A 20,393-nucleotide genomic window follows, 5' to 3' on the forward strand; every position below is an offset into this window, starting at 1 on the left:
TTTAAGATATTGAATACTAAGGAGTAAATTGTTTTTCTATTTAACTGGATGAGATCTATATGCTGGTCTAGTCTGTAAAAGACTCTTTGATATCAACCAGAAGGGAAACGTTATGGATAAGAAACAGAGCAACGGTGAAAATGGTGCAAATGTTGAAGATGGTCGTCCAGCAGCACCGATCGTGGACTGGGACGACTCTGATATGCGAAGTACCTATGCCAATGTCGTGAATGCATCAAGTACCAGGGAAGAGGTAAACCTGTTTTTTGGTACAAACGAAACTTGGAAAATAAGCGAAAAGCAGGAATTTCACGTTAAACTCAGTGACCGCCTTGTTCTGAATCCCCATGCAGCCAAACGTCTCTGGTTGTTGATGGGAGCTGTATTAAAGCAGTATGAATCCCGCTACGGGTCTCTCGATATAGGCACTTCAGCGGCACCCACTCCGACCACTCCCCCGACAGATAAAAGTGTTCAGTAGTCTCTTTTGATCTTTTCTCCCTCCGGGCGTACTCCCGGAGGGCGTTATTGTAGGGGGAGGGACCCAGTGTGAGTGGCACACATACCGCTGGTCAGGCTACTGCAGGTGAAAGCCGAAGTACCTACACGCTGCTTGAACAGGCCCTGTGGAAACAGTTCCGCAGTGCTTCCTCCAATGAAGAGTGGGCCAGTCACTGGCTCGCGCTGCAATGTCATCTTATCGGTGATGCACTGAATGCCGTGCTGGTATTGGGCGAGCCTGAGGTGGGTCCCTTTGCGCCGGCGGCGGTCTGGCCGCCCGAATCCTCAGTCGCTGCGGAAACCGTCAAGGCTGCCGAAAGCGCCATGGCCGAGCGCAGAGGGGTGGCGCTGCACAATGGTGGCACAACCGCGACCTCTATCTCTCTGGCTTACCCGATTCTATTACGCGAGCAACTGTTTGGCGTTGTGGCGATCACGGTAGGTGATGCGGCGGTCGATTCGCGCCGCGCGCTGCGTCAGCTGCAGTGGGGGAGTGGTTGGGTCGAGGTGCTGATCCGTCGAACCCAATATGACGATGATCTCGAACAACGTCAGCAAACCGAAGCCGCCTTTGATCTGATCGCTTCAGCCCTGGAGCCAGCAGGGGCTCAGGACGCCTGTAACAGCGTCGTGACAGAGCTGGCGCAGAAGCTGGATTGTGACCCGGTCAGTGTTGGATTTATCAGCCGCTCGGGTTGCCGGGTTTATGCGATCTCGCACTCCGCTGAGTTTGGCAAGCGCATGAACCTGGTACGCAGCATCGCAGATGCGATGGACGAAGCGGTTGATCAAGAGGTGATTGTGCATTACCCGGTTCAGGAAGGTTGGGAGTACCGCGTCACCCGCGCCCATCAGTGGCTTGCTGAACAGCAAAATTGTTCCGCGGTACTGACTATTCCCCTTCGTGCAGCAGGCTCCCCCTGTGGAGCGCTGGTGTTGCAAAAAAGCGAAGGAACCTTCAGTGAAGCGGACATTACGCTGTGTGACGGGGTGGCATCAGTACTAGGGCCTATCCTGCTTGAAAAGCGCAATAATGACCGCTCGGTCCTGTTCAAGATTTATGAGTCCCTGCGGCTGCAACTGGTACGTTTGTTCGGACCACATTATCTCGGCCGCAAGCTGGCTTCAGTGATCCTCCTGGGGCTGGTTGTTCTGTTTTCCTTCCTTGAAGGCGAGTATCGGGTGACCGCGCCTGCTCGCGTCGAAGGTCAGGTACAACGGGTGATTGTAGCTCCGCTTGAAGGCTACCTTTTCACTCAGCATGCACGGGCCGGCGAAGAGGTAACAAGTGGTCAGCTGCTGGCAACGCTCGATGATCGTGACCTGGTACTGGAGCGGTTACGCTGGAGCACCACCCTGCATCAGCGTCAGAGTGAGTTCGATCGCGCGCTGGGTAACAGGGAACGGGCAGAAGCCAATATTATTCAGGCACAGATCGACCAGGCCGCGGCCCAAATAGCGCTTTTGGATGAACAGCTGGCGCGTACCCGCATCGTTGCACCCTTCGATGGCGTGCTTGTCAGCGGAGATCTGACCCAGTCGATTGGTGCCGCAATGGAGCGGGGCCAGGAACTGTTTACTCTGGCTCCGCTGAATGAATATCGCGTCATCCTTGAGGTCGATGAAACCGATATCGAGTCTGTGTCGGTGGGGCAGACCGGTTTATTGCGGCTGTCGTCGGCACCGGAAAATGAACTTGAGTACCAGGTTGAGCGCTTGACGCCCTTGGCGGAGCAGGCCGATGGGCGCAACTTCTTTGCCGTTGAGGCTTCGCTCTCAGCGGCGGATAGCCATGTACGTCCGGGGATGAAGGGGGTTGGGAAAACGCTGGTGGGTGACCGGCTGCTGATACGTATCTGGACCGAAAAAATGGTCGACTGGATACGCTTGAATCTCTGGAAATGGATCCCCTGAGGAAGCGCTTATGTCATCCAGATCGTTCTATAGCGCCAACTGGTATCGTGTCGCCAATTTTAAGCCACGCTTGAGACACCATACCAATATCCATCGCCAGACCTACCGTGGACAAATCTGGTATGTACTCCAGGATCGCTCTTCGGGTCGCTTTCATCGTTTTACGCCTGGCGCCTACTTCGTTATTTCGCTGATGAATGGTGGCAATAGCGTCGAGCAGATCTGGGACCAGGCCTGCGAGCACCTTGGCGATGATGCCCTGACCCAGGATGAGATGATCAGGTTGCTTGCACAGCTGCATCAGGCGGACGTGCTGTTTGGTGATGCCTTGCCTGACCTGCATGAGCTTACCGAACGCGGAACCAAGCGCAGCCGCAAGAAAAAGTTGATGAGCCTGATCAACCCGCTGGCGCTGCGTATCCCGATTTGGGATCCCGATGACTTTTTGAGCGCCACGCTGCCGTTGGTGCGCCCCCTGTTCTCCTGGTTTGGCATTTTGCTGTTCATCGCGGTAGTAACCTATGCATCAGTGCTGGCCGGGATGCACTGGTCCGAGTTGACACAGAATATAGTTGACCGGGTTTTAGCCACCGAAAACCTGTTTGTACTCCTGTTTACCTATCCCTTCGTTAAAGCCTTTCATGAACTGGGCCATGGCTACCTGGTTAAGCACTGGGGTGGTGAAGTGCATGAGCTGGGCGTCATGTTTCTGGTATTTATTCCGGTTCCCTACGTGGACGCCTCGGCCGCTACGGCGTTTAAAAACCGTTATCAGCGAGCATTGGTTGGCGCGGCAGGCATAGTCACCGAGCTGTTTGTCGCGGCGCTGGCGATGTTTGTATGGCTGAACGCGGAAGAGGGGCTGGTACGGGCGATCGCCTTCAATATGATGCTGATCGGCGGTATTTCTACACTGCTGCTGAACGGGAATCCCCTGCTCAGGTTCGATGGCTATTACATCTTCAGTGACCTGATCGAAATCCCCAATCTGGGGATGCGGGCAAACCGGTATATCGGCTACCTGATTCAGCGCTATCTGTTCGGGGTCCCTGATGCCCAGTCCCCCGTTACCCAGAGTGGCGAACGGCCCTGGTTCGTTTTTTATTCTATCGCTTCCTTTATCTATCGCCTGATTATCATGACGGCGATCGTGATGCTGGTTGCCTCCAAGTTCTTCGTGGTCGGCGTCCTTATCGCTATTTGGTCGGTCATTTTGATGCTGGGTATCCCACTGTTCAAAATGCTCGCCTTTCTGTTCTCGGCTCCCATATTGCGTCGCAACCGGGGGCGGGCTCTGGGTGTATCCGCGTTGTTTGTTCTGCTGGTGTCTTCGGTGTTGCTGGCCTTGCCCTTGCCCTATGCCACCCTGGCGCAGGGAGTCGTCTGGAGTGACGGTGAAGCGGCGATCCATGTGGGCGCTGATGGTCAGGTAGTGGAGTTGCTCGAACAGCCCAATCGGCGCGTTCAGGCGGGCACACCGTTGATAAAACTTGAGGATCCGCTGCTCGCCTCACGCACCCGCATACTGCACGCCCGGGTGGATGAGCTGGAGCTACGTTACGCAGACCGGGACTTTGTCGATCTGACGGAAGCAAAAATGATCGCCGAACAGCTGCGCCACGCAAGGGCGGATTTAGAGCTGGCAAGGGCGAAACAGAACGCTCTGCTGATCAAGAGCCCCAGAGATGGCGTGTTCATTATGCCCCGAGCCCAGGATCTAATCGGACGTCACCTGAGCAAGGGGCAGATCCTGGGTTATGTCATTGTGCCTGATGAGCCGCTGATCCGAGTCGTGGTGCCAGAGGAGGAGGCAGACCTGGTACGCGAACGCCTGGAAAAGGTTGAGATACGTACAGCCGATCGGATCGAGCGTGTATTGCCGGCGGGGATCGTTCGAGTGGTGCCCGAGCTGTCGGATAAATTACCGAGTTTTGCGTTGAGTAAGTCGGGTGGGGGCCAGTTCTCGCTGGATCCTGCACAGCAGGAGCAGATGATCTCCCTGAGTCGTTTTCTGGTTATAGAGCTGAAGCCCGAACTCGAGCTAAATGCCAAGGAGATGGGCGGTCGCGTTCATGTGCGTCTCAGTCACGGTTACGAACCGTTAGCGGGGCGGATCTATCGTCATGTGAGGCAGGTCTTCCTGAAACACTTCAATGTCTGATACCGGTTTCCTTCTTCCGCCCTTGTGCTTCCATGATGAGCGCAGCGACCCCGGTCTGAGTTGGTCCGACCGGGCAGAGGCGCGTTTGACGGGGATAGTGGCACCTGTGAACGACCGGCTTGAGCGCTATCGAACAAGGAGTTTTATCACCCGAATTGGGGTGTTAGAGGACGATATATCGCTGCTGGACGATCAGGCCTTGTCAGAAGAGCTGACCCGGCAGCGTCAATATTTACGTCGTGAAGGGCTCAAGGGCGACGCGGTGGTCAGAACCTTTGCGTTGCTGAGAGTCATCGCTGAGCGGCAGTTGAAAAAGCGTCCTTTTGATGTGCAGCTACAGGGGGCTCATGCACTGCTCAATGGGCGGGTGGCGGAAATGGGCACGGGTGAAGGCAAAACGTTGACCGCCTCACTGGCTGCAGCGACGGCAGCTCTGGCGGGGATCCGGGTACATGTCGTTACGGTGAATGATTATCTCGCACAACGCGATCAGCTGGAGATGAGCGCCTTCTACACTGCCCTCGGGCTCAGGAGTGCATCTGTGGTTCACGAAACCGCGCCTGAGCAGCGCCGGCAGGCTTATGCGTCCGATATCGTGTATGTCAGTAACAAGGAGGTGGCGTTTGATTATCTGCGTGACCGCCTGGTGCTGGGATCAGCGCCCAGCAACATACGCATGAAGCTGGGATCCATCACGCACCAGGCACAGCAAACAACCGTAATGCGGGGGCTGCATTTCGCGATTGTTGATGAGGCCGACAGTGTCCTGGTGGATGAGGCTCGCACCCCGTTGATTATCTCGAAAAAGACCGACGCTGCGGCCGAAAAAGTCTGGGCGGAAGCCGCCTGGGACCTGGCTGCGCTGCTGGAGCAGGAGGTGCATTTCAGCCTCGACCCGGCCCGGCGACAGATTCAGCTGACCGAGAAGGGAAAGGCGTTTCTGGCGGACCAGGGGGAGCAGCTCGGTGGCGTCTGGCGCGGAAAGGTAAGGCGCGAGGACGGGGTACGTCAGGCCCTGATGGCGCGTCTTCTGTTCCATCGCGGAGAGCATTATCTGGTCGTCGATGGACGGGTGCAGATCGTCGATGAATACACCGGCAGGGTGATGGAAGATCGCAGCTGGAGTGATGGTCTGCATCAGATAATCGAAGTTAAAGAGGGGTGTGAGGTGACCAGTCGCAAGCTGGCTGTTGCACGCATGACCTACCAGCGCTTCTTCCGTCGCTATAAACGGCTCGCCGGCATGACCGGGACGGCTGCCGGGTTGGCCGATGAGTTACGTGCGGTTTACCGCCTGCCTGTCACGCGTATACCGCCAAACCGAGCCAGCCAGCGCAAGAGGCACCCGGCCTGCTACTGCCGCACGCAGGATGACAAGATGCGCTTGATAGTGGCGGAGGCGGCAGCGCTGCAGGAGGCGGGGCGTCCCGTTTTGATAGGTACCCGTTCGGTGCTGGCTTCGGAGCAGGTGAGTTCTGCTCTGAGCGATAGAGGGATAGAGCATGTCGTGCTTAACGCCGCCCAGGACCAGGAGGAGGCACAAATTATCGCCGAAGCGGGTTGGGCCGGGCGCGTCACCGTTGCGACTAATATGGCGGGTCGAGGCGTAGATATTCGGCTGGGGCCCGGAGTTCACGAGCGCGGTGGGCTGCATGTGATATTGAGTGAGCGACATGACGTACGTCGGATCGACCTTCAGCTGGAAGGGCGCTGTGGTCGCCAGGGGGACCCCGGGAGCACCCGGGTGTTGCTCTCCATGGAGGATCCGTTACTTGAGGCGCTGCCTGGCCGGCAGCTGTGGTTTTCGCTGGCCAGATTGCCAGGCCTCAAGAGCATGATTCTTGGCCTGGCTTTTTCCCGGGCGCAGCGCCGGGTTGAACGGTCTCACTCTCGGGTTAGAAAGGAGTTGATGGCTGCAGATCAGAGACTTTCCCGTATTTTGGCACTGTCTGGAGGTATGGAATGAAACCGTTTCCGCTGTATGGAGCTTTGCTGGTCGGATGTTTAGCGCTTGCGCCGGGCCTGAAGGCGGAAGAGTTCTTTGCACAGGGGTACAAGTGTGTGATCGAGCCTAGAGCCACCATTAAGTTAGGTAGCTCGGAGGATGGAGTCATCGAAGAGGTGCTGGTGAAAAGAGGGGAAAAAGTCACAGAGGGGCAGCCGGTCGCTAATCTGGAGCGTGCGCTGGAAACCATATCGGTCGACCTGGCCAAGATGAAGGCTGAGAGCAATGAGGCAATACGCTCCGCTCGTGTGCAGGTCGATTTCAGGCGCAAGGAGCTCGATCGTTTAGTCTCTCTGCGGGAAAAAAATGTCATCTCCGCCAAGGATTACGATCAGGCGGAAGTGGAGCTGCGCCTGACCCGTTTGTCGCTCGATAGCGCCGCCTATGACAGGGATATAGCGGAGGTTGAATACGAGTATGCCAAGCAGAAGCTGGCACGAAGAGTTATTCGCAGCCCGGTCGATGGTATCGTCACAGAAGTCTCGCTCGGCAAGGGTGAATATGCTTACGAACAGGCGCCGTTAATGACGATCGCCGCGATAGACCCCCTGCATGTGGAAGTGTATCTGCCGGTTCAGCTTTACTCTGAAATAGAGATCGGAATGGCAGCCGATGTCTCTCCTGAACTGGTGTCGGATAGCAGCTATCGGGCGTGGGTTATAGCGATTGACTCGGTGTTCGATGCATCGAGCCGCACCTTTGGCGTGCGTTTGGAGTTACCTAACCAAGACTACCAGTTGCCCGCCGGCATGCACTGCTCGCTCCAGTTTCTTCGCGGTGAGGAGGGCTCCATTGCCCAGCAGGCCCAGACCGAGGCCGGTTCCTGAACACTGGAAGGTCCTTTTGATGGCGTTCAGCCGGGCAGCGTAAACCTTGCCACCAGCCCCGGTTTTCCATCTTCCCGGTCGAGTAGCTTGACCTCGGAGCCATGCAGCTCGGCGATCTGATGTGCGATCGACAGCCCCAGCCCGCTGCCGTCGCTCTTGTTGTGGCCGCGGTAGAAGCGCTCGAACACCCGCTGTTTCTGCTCTTCGCTAAGTCCGGGTCCTGAGTCGATGACACTGATCTGCACCTGGCCTTTCTGATTCTCCAACTCGAGTGTGACCTCGCCCCCTCGCGGGGTATAGCGCAGGGCGTTATCCACCAGGTTGCGCAGCAGAATACTGAGGTAGAGCGCGTGGCCCTTGGCCTGCAGATCGGTATCGGGCGCTGTCAGGCCCAGGTCGATCTGGCGGGCGATGGCAAAGGGAATCTGATCTCCAATCAACTCGCGGCAGAGTTCGGTCAGGTTGAGCGGCGTGTTGTCTGCCAGCCGCTCCTGCGGGTCCAGACGGCTCAGGTGCAGCAGCTGCTCGACGATGCGGTTCATCCGTTTGAGTCCGCTGAGGATCTGTTCGCCACTGCGCCGGGACTGCTCATCCGTGAGCTCCGCAAACAGGTTTTCGCAATGGATCTGCAGGGCCGCCAGCGGAGTACGCAGTTCATGGGCGGCATCGGCCGTGAAACGGCGCTCGCGCTCGAAGCTGAGCTTGAGGCGCTGCAGCATGCGGTTCAGGGCGCGCACCAGACCGTTAATTTCAGTGGGTACCTCCTGTAGACGCACCGGATCCAGGTGACCGGAACCGCGCTCGGAAACCTCCTCACTCAATGTAACCAGAGGCTTGAGATTACGGCCGATCTGCCACCAGATCGCCAGGCAAAGCAGAGGCAGGAAGACCAGAATTGGCAGGGTGTTGGTGAGGGCGATTTTGGTGGCGATCTCGGTACGTGCCTTATCGCTTTGCACCACCTGGATATGGTTCTGGCCCTGTTCGCCGATCAGCGTAAACATGCGCCAGTTCTCGCCCGGGTGATCCAGGTCGTGATAACCATCCACCGGCTCATGGTCGATCCATGCGGGAAAACTTGGTGAGGCGATCAGCACCTGGCCGGCGTTGCTGACGATGCGGTAGGAGAGTTTCTCTTCATAGGGGTGGGCGGGCGTCCAGGGCTCTTCGTTCTCGATCACCAGCGGCAGCGAGGCGTCATCCGGTGCCAGCTGTTCCACCAGACGTGCCATCTGTGCCATCTGCGCGTCGAACAGCTCCTCAGCCTCTTCCTTGGCGGCAAGGTAGGCAAGGGTGGCGGTGGTCAGACCAGCCAGCAGGCCGAAGGTAAGCAGGCTGATGGTCAGCGTTTTACGGATCGAACGCATCTGTCTATTCGGCCTTGTCGATCATGTAACCCACACCGCGTACGGTGCGGATCAGAGAAGGATCCAGCTTTTTACGCAGATGGTGGATATGCACTTCCAGAGTGTTGCTCTCCACCTCGGCACCCCAGCCATACAGAGTCTCCTCTAGGCGGTCGCGGCTGAGGATGCGGCCGGCGTTTTCTGCCAGGGTTTGCAGCAGGCCGTATTCTCGTCGAGACAGGGTGATGTTTTCACCGCGGTATATAACGCGCTGTGCCTGGGCATCGATCTGCAGTTCTCCCAGAGTCAGCAGGGTATCGCTATAGCCCTTGTAACGGCGGGTGACGGCGCGCAGGCGTGCCTTGAGTTCAGACAGATCGAATGGCTTGAGCAGGTAGTCGTCGGCGCCGGCATCGAGCCCGGCGATACGGTCCTCGACCGCATCGCGAGCGGTCAGGATCAGCACCGGCAGTTCATTGCCGTTGCGACGCAGCTTGCGCAGCATCTCCAGGCCGTCCATACCGGGAAGGCCCAGATCCAGCAGCAGACAGTCAAAGTGCTCCAGTTGCAGTGTATGCCAGGCATCTTCGGCCGAGGTGACCCAGTCAGCGGTTTCTCCAGCTTTCTGCAGCGCCGCCCGAATGCCGTCGCCCAGTAAGCGGTCATCTTCGACCACCAGTATTCTCATACCTGTTCCTTAGCTCAGTTTCTCGAGCAGTTGTTCCACTTCCTGGCGACGTCCGGCGTCGGCCTTGGGACGTTGTGGCCTCGGCGGTGCAGCCAGCGCTTTTTGCAGAGCAGCTCGCGCGGCGGCTTTATCGCCCTCATCCAGCAGGTAGCTGCCGTAAAAATAGTTGCTATCGAGCCCGTTCGGGGAGATCTCCAGCGCCTGCTTAAACAGCTCGGCGGCCTTGTCGTCGTCGCCGAAACCCAGTGGCCAGCCGGGAACCTTGTGGTACAGCGTCCCCAGGCTGGTCAGCGCCGAGCCGTTTAGCGCGGCCGGGTTCTGCTCGATCGCCTGTTCAAATAGTTTGCGCGCCTTTTTTGCCAGTTTTAGTGCGCCCAAACCGCCTTCGGCGCCTGCCTGGGAGCTGACCGCTATACCCTGCCAGATTAGCAGTTCGGTATCCTCAGGGTACCTGTCACGTGCCGCCTCAATCAGCGCGGCGAGGGTGGCAAAAGCGCTGGCACGCTGTTTTTCCGGAAGATCATACTGGATTTTCGCCCACTGATGCTGGATCGGTAGCAGCTGCTCATCGGTGGCTGCCTGAGCGGGCAAGGCCAGGGAGGCTGACAGTCCGAACGCTGCGCTGAACAGAGATATACGCAAAAACTGGAAAGGCTTCATTTTCAGGCCCCTTTACCGCTCAGGGAGCGTTCCTTTAATGGATGTTGATCCCGGTGTGATGCTTGATGGCGAGCAGTCTGCGCGCCTGTATCTACGTCAGTGCTGCGCGCATAAGGTTTTATCTTGTGCAGCTGACGTTTGAGCATCGCGCTGATCAGTTCCGGGCGCAGGCCGTTGAGGCGTACCAACAGCTTTTCCGGCCAGCCGACGGCGGCCTGGGCCTTGCCCGACTCCAGCAGCTTAATGGCCGCCTCGGCCACCGTTACCGGTGCATCGCTCTTACCGCCGGTGGCTGCCAGCATCTGATTGGCGCGATACGTGTTGATTGCGGTGGGGCTAGCACGGGGTGCCAGATATTGAACCTTCAGTGATGTGTCGGCGTATTCCCGTGCCAGAGATTCGCTGAACATGCGCAACGCGCCTTTACTGGCGCAGTAGGTGGTGTAACCGGGATAACCGATGGCGCCGAAGGCGGAACCGATATTCAGGATGCGAGGCTCAGGTTTGGCGGTAAGATTTGGCAGCAGCGCCTGGGTGAGCAGGATCGGCGCGGTGACGTTAGTCGTGATCAGCCTTTCGATCAGCTCCGGCGATTGCTCGTCAAACAGGTTGAAGCAGCCGATACCCGCGTTGTTGATCAGTGTGTCCAACAGGGGGAAAGAGGTAGAGACGCAGTCAGTCAGCCGTTTGCGGCCCGCTTCATTACTGATGTCGGCGCTGCAGGTCACCACCCGCGGGCACCCCTGTTCCATGCACTTGCTGGCTATCTCATCCAGCGCTTTCTGGTTACGCCCGTGAAGCAGCAGACTGCTGCCACGGCGTGCCAGAAGGATGGCCAGCGCGCTGCCGATTCCGCCAGAGGCTCCGGTAATAAGAATGTGACGATCTCTGAATTGCATCGGTTTTCCCTTATTGCGTTGGCAGGCTGCGGAAAATATCGCCGTAAAGACGATAGAAAACCCGCGCGCTGTGGATAATACGTTGCTGTTGCTGAGGACAGTCGATCCGGTTCATCAGTTCTGCAAAGAATTGAATGTGGTCCTGGTCCAGCGAACCGTGGGAGCGCAGGTAGCTGAATGCGGCATCCGGCAGGCCCAGCTTTTGCTGGATGATGTGAGACATCGGCGTGGCCAGGTTCACGCTGGTACCTTCCAGCACCTGCACCATGCCGAAGAAGCCCACCGGCGCCACGCGATGGATCAGGTCATAGGCGTAGGCCACCATCAGTTCGGTTTCTATGGCGGGTTGGCCATGGCGGATCGCTTCCTTGTCGGCGCCACAGGCGGCCAGGTCGTTGAGAATCCACTCCTGGTGGCCGGTTTCCTCTTCGATATATTCCGCCACCGCCTCACGCAGCCACTCCTGGCTTTCATGCAGACGACTACCGCAGGCCATCAGCAGCGGCAGCGTATGTTTGACGTGGTGATAGGCCTGGGTCAGAAACGCGATGTATTGGTTCTGACTGATATCGCCGTGCTTGCACGCCTGAATGATCGGCGCCTGTAGCAGATACTCACGGGCGGCTTCGGTTTCCTGTTGCAGCGTTTGATAGAAAGACATGATTAACTCCAGGCCAGAGGGGCGGGCTGATAAAGCGCTTCGATGCGGTCGGCGTAGCGCGATGCGATGGCATCTCGGCGCGGACGACCATTGGCGGTGTAAAGACCGTTCTCTGCGGTCATGGCGGTTTGAATCCGGCACCAACCGGCAACGCGGGCATAATCCGGCAGTTGTGTATTCAATCGCTGGCGGATCGCTTCCAGGGTGCTGTCATTCAGTGAAGGCGCGTGAACGAGCAGCACGTTGAACGGTCTGGCTTCGCCGAACAGTACCGCCTGTTGCACACGGGGCTGGGCCACCCATTCCGATTCGACCCACTCCGGGCTCAGGTTGCGGCCAAAACTGGAGATCAGCACATTGCGCTGGCGGCCGCGAATGCTTAGAAAACCGGTGTCGCCGATCTGTGCCAGGTCCCCGGTGGCGAAGTGGTCGCCTTGTGGCGCTTCACCGAGGTAGCCCAGCATCAGGTTGCCTTCGATGATGAGCTCGTTGTTGGGGCTTAACCTGACGCGGTTGTGCGGCAGGACACAGCCCGCTGTACCCGGCTGATCCCTGTCCGGTGTGTTCAGGCTGACCACCGAGGCGCATTCCGACAGGCCGTAACCTTCGTAAGCCGGCAGGCCCACCTTGCGGGCGCGCTCGATCAGGTCTGCACCGACGCGGGCACCACCCACGGCGATAAACTTAAGCACAGGCAGCTCGACGCCGGCTTCCACTGCGCCGGTCAGCGCTGCAAGGATCTGCGGCAGACCGATTAGCGAATCGGGTTGGTAACCCTGAAGGCTGTGGGCGAGGGCGCGCAGATCGAGCTCACTGGAGCCCTTCAGACCCAGTGTTTTTAGCGAGGGAGTGAGTAGAGTGCCGCCCAGCAGCAGGGCGCAGTAAACCCCGGCGATATTCTCCAGCAGCGTCGCCAGCGGCAGCAGGCAGAGGTGGCGTGACAGGCCCAGGTGCGTCAGGCGTTCTACCAATGACTTAGCGACTCGCAGCTGGTTGTCACTGCTCAGGCAGACGCCCTTGGGAGTACCGGTGGTGCCGGAGGTAAAGGTGATTTTTGCGGTGCCAGCGTGCAGCTCTGGGTAGCCGCTGGGCAGGCGGGTAATCGTCAGCTGGTCATCGGTCACAGTAATCAGCGTGTCGATACCGCTTGCTGCCAGCAGGTGCTGGCGCTGTGGCTCGCTGAAAAACAGTGGCACAGGGACCAGCACCCGGCCCAGCTTCAAGGCGGCCAGATCGGTCAACACCCATTGGCGGCTGTTATCGGCCAGCAGGGCGATACGCTCGCCGGCCTCAGTCTCCAGGCGTTCGGCCAGCTGGTCGATCGCTACGGGCAGGTCGCGCCAGTACAGCGTCGTGGTTTCATCCTGCAGTGCCGGTTTGTCCGGTTGAATGGCAGCGTAGCGCGCCAGTTCAGTGAAAAAGCGATGTTTCATGGATGCGTTCCATCGGCAGCAGAGGGGTGGTCGATGTGGGACGACGGACACCCAGGCTTTCGAGCATCTGCAGCCTGGGCTGGTTGAGCGTCAGATTGATCGCCACCACCTGTGGATTCTGTTCGTAGTAGCGTCCCCAGTAGCTGCGGCTTTTGCCGGGAAGCGAGCTCAGTCGTTCTGGCCGGGCCGCCGCCAGGGGATGCAGCACCAGACCGAGGCGGGTAAAGCTGTTGATCAAAGTGGGTGTCAGTGTCAGTACCGCCCAGTCCATACCGCGACGGCCAAAGTAGTTCGCCAGCACCAGAATCAGCTGGCGAATAGCGCCAGGCCGGTCGGTGGCCAGATTGCCAAACTCGACGATCTGGTGGCGCAAAGCGGAGTGCTGTCCGAGCTGGCGTAACCGTCGTTCTATCGGTGTGTCCAGGTAGGCTTCCAGGAACAGCTCGCTTTCGTTGGCCCACTGGAAGCCGGCCGCAGCGTGGATCTGACGACTGTCGGTTTGCGTACTGATCAAGGTAGGCAGAAAGTCGTCGATCCAGGCCGAATGAATGGCAGCAAAACGCGCGCGGATAAACGCCTGTATACGCACGCGGGAAAGGTCTTCCAGCCTGTGCAGTTGTAAGGTTAAAGCGGTTTCCTGGGCGGGTATGCGTGCCTTCATGGGCGGCCTCCTGTTCATAACTCTGCGAGTCTAGGGAGGTAAACTTAAAAGAGTCTTAAATGAGCAGGGTCTGAATTAATATCTGGCGGCAGGGTAGGGCGGGGCGCACGCGTGAATGATCGTGATGTTGCGGGGCAGAGTCTGGGCCAATTCGGTGTAAAGAAGTGTAAAAACACTGTTACCTTAATCGAACTAACTTACCATTGGACCCCAAGTGGACAGGATTTGTAGCGAGAAATCAGTGGGAAATGATGTATGTAGTCGGTTGGGATGCCGGGCCTGGCCGCAGCCGTTCCGAGACCGGTATAAAAGGATAAACAGTGCCCGAGCAATACTCGGGGCTGCGGTTGTACTCTTTATGGCGGGTTGTGCAGCTCCGGAATCGCTGACCATCGATCAGACAACCCAGGTACCTGAACAGTGGCGAGCCGATCAGGCTGACGAGCCGCGTGAGCAGGCTAACGCCCCCGGCTGGCTGGCAGGGTTTAACGATGCCAGCCTGGAAGCCCTGGTTCAGGAGGCGATGGATAACAACCCCGGCCTGGGTGCCGCACGGGCGCGGGCCGAGCAGGCTTATCAGGCGGTGGTCATCGCTGGAGCGGATCGTTACCCCGGCGTGGGTTTGAGTTATGACCTGAGCCGGCCGGAGAGCGGTACCACCAGCTTTTCCCTGGCGGCCGGTTTCAGCTGGGATGTGGATATCTGGGGTGAACTCAGTGCTCGCCAACGCCAGGCTCAGCTTGAGTATGCCAGCGCGGAAGCGGACCTGAAGCAGTCCCGCGAAACCCTGGCTGCGGATATAAGTCGTGCCTGGTTTCGTGTGCAGGAAACTCAGCTGCTGCTCGATCTCTTCCGCGAGCGTAGCGACAACCTGAAATCCGATCTGGCGGTGATCGAGTCCGGCTATCGCCAGGGGCTTTATGAGGCGCTGGATCTTTACCTGGCGCGCAACGACCTGAATGCGCAGTTGGCCACCGTATCGGAACAGGCGCTGGCACTGGCCGAATCCCAGCGTGAGCTTGAGCGGCTGCTGGGGCGCTATCCGGCGGCTGCGCTTAGCTCGGAGCAGAGCCTGCCGGTGCTTGAAACCGCGGTACCGCTGGTGCTGCCCTCTGAGATGGTGGTACAGCGGCCGGATCTGCAATCAAGCTGGCTGAGTCTGTTGGCCGCCGATGAGGGTCTGGCGGCGGCCCATCGTGCCCGCTTCCCCAGTTTTTCGCTCAACGCCGATTACGGCGGTAGCAGCGATGATCTGAGTGAACTGGTCAGCAGCGGTAATCTGGCCTGGCTGTTGGGGGCGTCCCTGACTCAGCCGCTGTTTGATGCCGGCAGACTGCGGGCGCAACAGGATCAGCAGCAGGCCCGGCGTCAGGAGCTGGAATTTAACTACTTGAGTGACCTGTATAGCGCATTCAGTGAGGTTGAAAATGCGCTGGATGCCCGTGACGCACTGGCAGAACGCTATCGCCTTTATCTGAGTGCAGAAGAGAACGCCCTGCAGGCGGAGCAGCTGGCGTTTGAGCGTTATCAACGAGGCCTGGAGGAGTTCACCACCGTGCTGGAATCCCAGCGACGTTCCCTGGATGCGCAGACCAGCGTGATACAGCTGCGCCGCTCACTGCTGGAAAACCGCGTAGCCCTGGCGGTTGCTCTGGGCGGTAGCTTCGAAAACCTGTCCACTGAAAACCTGGCAAACGCCGAACCGGAGACGACATCCCAATGATCAAGAAGTTATTGCCGTTGGTGGTTATCGCCGTGCTCGGCGGCATCAGTTACCTGATTTTTCACAACCCGCCCGAGGCGAACCGGATGCCGGCGCAGCGTGAGGCCGCGATCAGTGTCGAAGTGCAGGAGATCAGCCCCGCTGACTACCCGATCCAGATCGAAAGCTACGGCCGGGTACGGCCGCGTACACAGAGCGAGCTGCTGCCGCAGGTTTCCGGTGAAATAGTCTGGGTTCATCCCGACCTGCGCGCCGGCGGTTTCTTTGAGGCGGATGAAGAGCTGCTGCGCATCGATGATCGCGACTACCGCACCGCACTGGCCGAAGCCCAGGCGAGCCTGGCCACCGCCCGCCAGACCCTCAGCGAAGAGCGCGCCCGCAGTGAACAGGCGCGGGCCGACTGGACCCGTTTAGGCAATGGTGGCGAAGTACCGGATCTGGTGGCGCGCATGCCACAGCTCAATGCTGCAAAAGCCGCGCTGGCGTCAGCGGAAGCGGCGGTCAGTAAAGCAAGGCTGGACCTGGAACGCACCAGTATTCGCGTGCCCTACGCCGGGCGCGTGCTGGAAAAATCGGTGGATCTTGGCCAGGTGGTCTCCAGCGGCACAGCGCTGGCCACCGTGTATGCGGTGGACTATATCGAGGTGCGCCTGCCGATCCAGAGTCGTGACCTGGCTTATATCGACCTGCCGGAGCGCTACCGTTATCAAGATGAGGTCAGCACGCCGCAGCCGGATGTGACCTTTATCTCCGATCTGGTTGGCTATGAAGAGTGGCAGGGCAAGGTGGTGCAGACCGAGGGCGCCATCGATGAAGCCAGCCGCCAGCTCTACGTGCTGGGGCAGATCGATGATCCCTATGGTGCCAAGGCCGAGGGCCGGGTGCCGCTGAAGATCGGCCAGTATGTTCGAGCGCGCATCAAAGGTCGCACGCTCTCTGATGCGATAGTGATTCCCAACCGGGTGATCTACCAGGGGAGTTATGTCTACCTGGTTGAGAACGGTACCGTGCAGCGTCGCGAGATCCGTATTGGCTGGCAGGATGAAGAGCAGGCACTGATCAGTGCAGGCCTTGCGGCCGGCGACCGCCTGGTGATGACAACCCTGGGGCAGGTGGTGTCCGGCACGCCGGTGCGTGTGCGGGAAGCAGCTGTGGTCAGCTCCCAGGAGCAGGGGGCGGAGCCTGCGCGAACGGGAGGTGACTCATGATCGCCTGGTTTGCGCGCAACCATGTAGCCGCCAACCTGCTGATGCTGACCATCGTGTTTGCAGGGTTAATGTCGCTGAATTTCCGTATCCCGCTGGAGATCTTCCCCAGTTTTGAAGCGGATACTATCAGTGTCCAGGTCACCCTGCGTGGTGCCAGCCCGGAAGATGCGGAGACCGGCCTAGCCACCCGTATTGAGGATGCAGTGGCAGACCTTGAAGGGATCGAAGAGCTGAGCAGCCGCTCCGTGGAGGGCGGTACCACGGTGAATATCGAGGTGGAGGATGGCTACGACCCTCGCGATCTGCTGGCCGATGTAAAATCCCGTGTTGATGCGATCAGCGCTTTCCCCGTGGATGCGGAGAAGCCGGTGGTGTCACTGGCGACCTGGACGCGCGAGGTAATTACCGTAGCGCTCTCCGGCGATCTAAGCGAAAAGGAGTTGCGCAGCTACGCCGAAGATGTGCGTGACGACCTGCTGCGGCTGCCCGGTGTCACCCAGCTGGAGCCGGTGGGCGTGCGCGCCTATGAGATCGGCATCGAGATATCCAAGGACCGGTTGCGTGAATACGGCCTGACCCTGGAAGAGATCGCCAGCCGGGTGGGCAACAGCTCGCTGGATCTATCCGCCGGTAACGTTAATGCCGCCGGCGGCGATATCCTGATCCGTGCCAAGGGGCAGGCGTATCACCGCGATGAATTTGAAAATATCGTCATCAAAACCAATCCGGATGGCAGCACCCTGCGTCTTGGCGATGTGGCCCGGGTCAGCGATGGTTTTGAAGAGAGTGATCTGCGCAGTCGCTTCAACGGCCAACTGGCGGTGATGCTGGAGGTGTACCGCGTTGGTAACCAGAGTGCCATCGATGTGGCCAACAAGGTGAAAGACTACGTGGACTCCCACCAGGGCAACCTGCCTCAGGGGCTGACCATGAGCTATTGGGATGATGATTCCCAGATCGTTAAATCGCGTCTTAACCTGCTGATCAGCAACGCGGTGCAGGGCGGCATCCTGGTGCTGTTGATGCTCACCCTGTTCCTGCGACCCTCCATCGCTCTCTGGGTGTTTATCGGCATCCCGGTCAGCTTTATGGGCGCGTTTCTGTTGATGCCGGTGTTCGGTATCTCGCTCAATGTCATGTCGCTGTTCGGCTTTATTCTGGTGCTGGGTATCGTCGTCGATGATGCGATCGTCACGGGGGAGAACGTTTATACCCATATGCGATCGGCGGAAACCGGGCTTCAGGCGGCGATTCGCGGCACCCAGGAGGTGTCGGTGCCGGTGACCTTCGGTGTGCTCACCACGGTGGTGGCGTTTCTGCCTATCGCCTTTATCGAGGGGCACCGCGGCGCGATTTTCGCCCAGATCACCTACGTGGTGATTCCGGTACTGCTGTTCTCGCTGATCGAATCCAAGTTCGTGCTGCCTTCTCACCTCAAGCATATCCGTCTGCGCAAAGAGGAGGCGAGTGGTCGCTTCTCCAGAATGCAGGCGCGCTTCGCCGATGGTTTTGAACGCGCGATTCTGCGCTATTACCAGCCGATGCTGGGTATGGCGCTGCGCCATCGACTGACCACCCTGGCGATCTTCAGCGGTACCTTCATTCTGATCCTGTCGCTGGTGTTCAGTGGCTGGACTCAGTTCGTGTTCTTCCCGCGTATCCAGAGCGATACCGCCCGGGCACGGCTGACCATGCCTGCGGGAACGCCCTTTGAAGTGACCGATCGGGCAGTGGTGCTGATGGTGGACGCGGCGAGAAAGCTGCAGGAGCGCTACCGTGATCCGGATACCGGCGACAGCGTGGTGGAGAACATCTTCTCCGCCACTGGTCACGGCGGCAGCCCGGAAAGTGGCCGTGTCGACTTCGAGCTGACCCCGTCTGAACGGCGCGATCCTTCCCTGAGTACGGCGAGGCTGGTGCGGGAGTGGCGCGAGATGGTCGGCGAGATCCCTGGCGCGGAAACCCTGACCTACCGTGCCGAGATCGGTCGCGGTGGTGATCCGGTGGATATCCAGCTCAGCTCCAATAACGTCGACGATCTGGCCGCCATGGCGGCGCTGATTCGTGAACGGCTGGAAACCTACCCGACCCTGTTCGATATCTCCGATAACCTGTCCGACGGCAAGGAGGAGCTCAAGGTTGAGCTCAAGCCCCAGGCCTATGCGCTGGGTCTGACCCGCAGCGATGTGATCCGCCAGGTGCGGGAGAACTTCTTCGGTATCGAGGTGCAGCGGATCCAGCGCGGCCGCGACGAGGTCCGCGTTATGGTGCGCCTGCCGGATACCGAGCGTGAGGCGATCAGCAACCTGCGCCGGGTGGAGATCGCCACCGACAGCGGCCTGGTGCCGCTCGATGAAGTGGCCGAACTGGTGCCGGATCGCGGCGCGGCAACCATCTACCGTATCGATCAGCAGCGCACGGTCAGCGTACTGGCGGACCTGGACAAGGACAGCACCAACACCACGGTGCTCTACCGCGATCTGGCGACCTTCCTCGATGACCTGATGCTGCAATACCCGGGGGCCAGCTACACCATGGAAGGTGAGGCGCGGGAGCAGGAGGAATCCTTCTCATCCCTGCTGGTGGGCCTTGGTTTTGTGCTGTTTGCGATCTACAGCCTGCTGGCGATCCCGTTCCGCTCCTATCTGCAGCCGCTGATCGTCATGTCGATCATCCCGTTCGGCGCTATCGGCGCGGTGGTCGGCCACTGGATCATGGGTATAGACCTCACCATTATGAGCATGCTCGGGCTGCTGGCCCTGATCGGCGTGGTGGTGAACGACAGCCTGGTACTGGTGGAATTTACCAACCGCCGCCGGGCGGAACTGAGCGAAAAACTGGGCCAGAAAGCCGCCGTCTTTGAAGCGGTACTGACCGCCGGCGCTTCCCGCTTCCGTCCGGTTATTCTCACCTCGGTCACCACTTTCTTCGGACTGCTGCCGCTGCTGTTCGAAAAAGCGGTACAGGCCCAGTTCCTGATTCCAATGGCGGTTTCCCTGGGCTTCGGCATCCTCTTCGCCACTCTGATCACGCTGATCATGGTGCCGGTGAACATCATGCTGCTGGAAGACCTGAAAGGGCTGCTGCGCGGCAAATCAGCAGACTCGCAAGAGGGCGATGAACCGCCGCAAAACGGCCGCCTGGAATCCAGCCACAGCTAGGCGGGTTCAGGTAGAAAAAGCCGATTTGATCCTCCGTGCCAGAGGGGATTGAATCGGCTTTTTTATGCGTTGGCCTTCGAAGTGTGCTGTTAGGCGGTGGTAATAATGCCTGTCTGGTTTCTGCCCAAAATCCAACAGGGCTCGATTCCCAACGACTCTACTGAGTACGTTCTTAGATCCCCTTCGGCGCAGCCGAGCATCGCAGTCTGAAAGAGAAGTTAGGGAAGGGCTGTTTGAGGCGAAGCCGAGTTTCCCTTCCCGCTCTTTCAGGCGAGAAGCGCAGGGAAGTCGGCGTAGCCGACCCAGTCGTTGGGGCGGTTTGGGATTATCAAGGGCCTTGTCCGCACAAGGCCCTTGATACGCCAGCAGGCGGAACCTGCGTTCAAAAAGTGCTGATGAATTTGAGGATATCCACTTTGTTCATAAATCACACAAAAGTGTCTTCCTCGAGATAAGACCGCACAGGCTGCCTCCTGCCCCACTGGAACTCAAACCCCGTCCCATATTCTGCAACCCCCCGTTCCGACCTCAGACAGATTCAACCC

15 protein-coding genes are annotated in these 20,393 nt (G+C 58.9%); 8 read left to right on the top strand and 7 right to left on the bottom strand.

Going from position 1 to position 20,393, the window contains the following annotated elements; translation table 11 throughout:
- Nucleotides 1-112 precede the first annotated feature (112 nt).
- From CLV83_RS12115 to CLV83_RS12135, 5 genes are all read left to right on the top strand, one after another.
- Nucleotides 113-481, top strand: a complete 369-nt coding sequence (locus CLV83_RS12115) for a DUF3467 domain-containing protein (RefSeq protein ID WP_132292454.1) — start codon at nucleotides 113-115, stop codon at nucleotides 479-481.
- Between the two features lie 68 nt (nucleotides 482-549).
- The gene (locus CLV83_RS12120; protein WP_132292456.1) at nucleotides 550-2,415 is read left to right on the top strand and encodes a GAF domain-containing protein; all 1,866 of its coding nucleotides are present in this window, start codon (nucleotides 550-552) and stop codon (nucleotides 2,413-2,415) included.
- Nucleotides 2,416-2,425: 10 nt separating this feature from the next.
- Entirely contained in the window at nucleotides 2,426-4,576 is a 2,151-nt protein-coding gene (locus CLV83_RS12125) for a PqqD family peptide modification chaperone (RefSeq protein ID WP_132292459.1), read from the top strand.
- The gene (locus CLV83_RS12130; protein WP_132292462.1) at nucleotides 4,569-6,542 is read left to right on the top strand and encodes a preprotein translocase subunit SecA; all 1,974 of its coding nucleotides are present in this window, start codon (nucleotides 4,569-4,571) and stop codon (nucleotides 6,540-6,542) included. Before CLV83_RS12125 ends, CLV83_RS12130 begins: the two co-directional genes overlap by 8 nt.
- Nucleotides 6,539-7,408 (top strand): efflux RND transporter periplasmic adaptor subunit, encoded by an 870-nt coding sequence (locus CLV83_RS12135; RefSeq protein WP_132292465.1) that lies wholly within the window; start codon nucleotides 6,539-6,541, stop codon nucleotides 7,406-7,408. The genes CLV83_RS12130 and CLV83_RS12135 overlap by 4 nt, the downstream gene beginning before the upstream one ends.
- 26 nt (nucleotides 7,409-7,434) lie before the next feature.
- Here the strand turns inward: CLV83_RS12135 and CLV83_RS12140 are convergent, their stop codons facing one another.
- The 7 genes from CLV83_RS12140 to CLV83_RS12170 are packed head-to-tail and all read right to left on the bottom strand — an operon-like array spanning nucleotide 7,435 to nucleotide 13,756.
- Nucleotides 7,435-8,775, bottom strand: a complete 1,341-nt coding sequence (locus CLV83_RS12140; protein ID WP_132292468.1) for an ATP-binding protein — start codon at nucleotides 8,773-8,775, stop codon at nucleotides 7,435-7,437.
- A 4-nt stretch (nucleotides 8,776-8,779) separates the two neighbouring features.
- Nucleotides 8,780-9,442, bottom strand: a complete 663-nt coding sequence (locus tag CLV83_RS12145) for a response regulator (protein ID WP_132292471.1) — start codon at nucleotides 9,440-9,442, stop codon at nucleotides 8,780-8,782.
- A gap of 9 nt (nucleotides 9,443-9,451) precedes the next feature.
- The gene (locus CLV83_RS12150; RefSeq protein ID WP_132292474.1) at nucleotides 9,452-10,102 is read right to left on the bottom strand and encodes a tetratricopeptide repeat protein; all 651 of its coding nucleotides are present in this window, start codon (nucleotides 10,100-10,102) and stop codon (nucleotides 9,452-9,454) included.
- A gap of 2 nt (nucleotides 10,103-10,104) precedes the next feature.
- Complete coding sequence (locus CLV83_RS12155; RefSeq protein WP_132292477.1) at nucleotides 10,105-11,001, bottom strand: SDR family oxidoreductase; 897 nt, start codon at nucleotides 10,999-11,001, stop codon at nucleotides 10,105-10,107.
- Nucleotides 11,002-11,011: 10 nt separating this feature from the next.
- Entirely contained in the window at nucleotides 11,012-11,662 is a 651-nt protein-coding gene (locus tag CLV83_RS12160) for an iron-containing redox enzyme family protein (protein WP_132292480.1), read from the bottom strand.
- Nucleotides 11,663-11,664: 2 nt separating this feature from the next.
- On the bottom strand, nucleotides 11,665-13,095 hold the full coding sequence (locus CLV83_RS12165; RefSeq protein WP_132292483.1) for an AMP-binding protein: 1,431 nt from the start codon (nucleotides 13,093-13,095) through the stop codon (nucleotides 11,665-11,667).
- Entirely contained in the window at nucleotides 13,073-13,756 is a 684-nt protein-coding gene (locus tag CLV83_RS12170) for a thermostable hemolysin (RefSeq protein ID WP_165900297.1), read from the bottom strand. The genes CLV83_RS12165 and CLV83_RS12170 overlap by 23 nt, the downstream gene beginning before the upstream one ends.
- A 358-nt stretch (nucleotides 13,757-14,114) precedes the next feature.
- Here CLV83_RS12170 and CLV83_RS12175 point away from each other — a divergent pair, with 358 nt between their 5' ends.
- The 3 genes from CLV83_RS12175 to CLV83_RS12185 are packed head-to-tail and all read left to right on the top strand — an operon-like array spanning nucleotide 14,115 to nucleotide 19,848.
- A complete protein-coding gene (locus CLV83_RS12175) occupies nucleotides 14,115-15,479 on the top strand; it encodes an efflux transporter outer membrane subunit (RefSeq protein WP_132292489.1) in 1,365 nt (454 codons plus the stop codon).
- The gene (locus CLV83_RS12180) at nucleotides 15,476-16,687 is read left to right on the top strand and encodes an efflux RND transporter periplasmic adaptor subunit (RefSeq protein WP_132292492.1); all 1,212 of its coding nucleotides are present in this window, start codon (nucleotides 15,476-15,478) and stop codon (nucleotides 16,685-16,687) included. Before CLV83_RS12175 ends, CLV83_RS12180 begins: the two co-directional genes overlap by 4 nt.
- Nucleotides 16,684-19,848 (top strand): efflux RND transporter permease subunit, encoded by a 3,165-nt coding sequence (locus CLV83_RS12185; protein WP_132292495.1) that lies wholly within the window; start codon nucleotides 16,684-16,686, stop codon nucleotides 19,846-19,848. Before CLV83_RS12180 ends, CLV83_RS12185 begins: the two co-directional genes overlap by 4 nt.
- Nucleotides 19,849-20,393: the final 545 nt, after the last annotated feature.

The organism is Marinobacterium mangrovicola (genome assembly GCF_004339595.1).
Classification (GTDB): Bacteria; Pseudomonadota; Gammaproteobacteria; order Pseudomonadales; family Balneatricaceae; genus Marinobacterium_D; species Marinobacterium_D mangrovicola.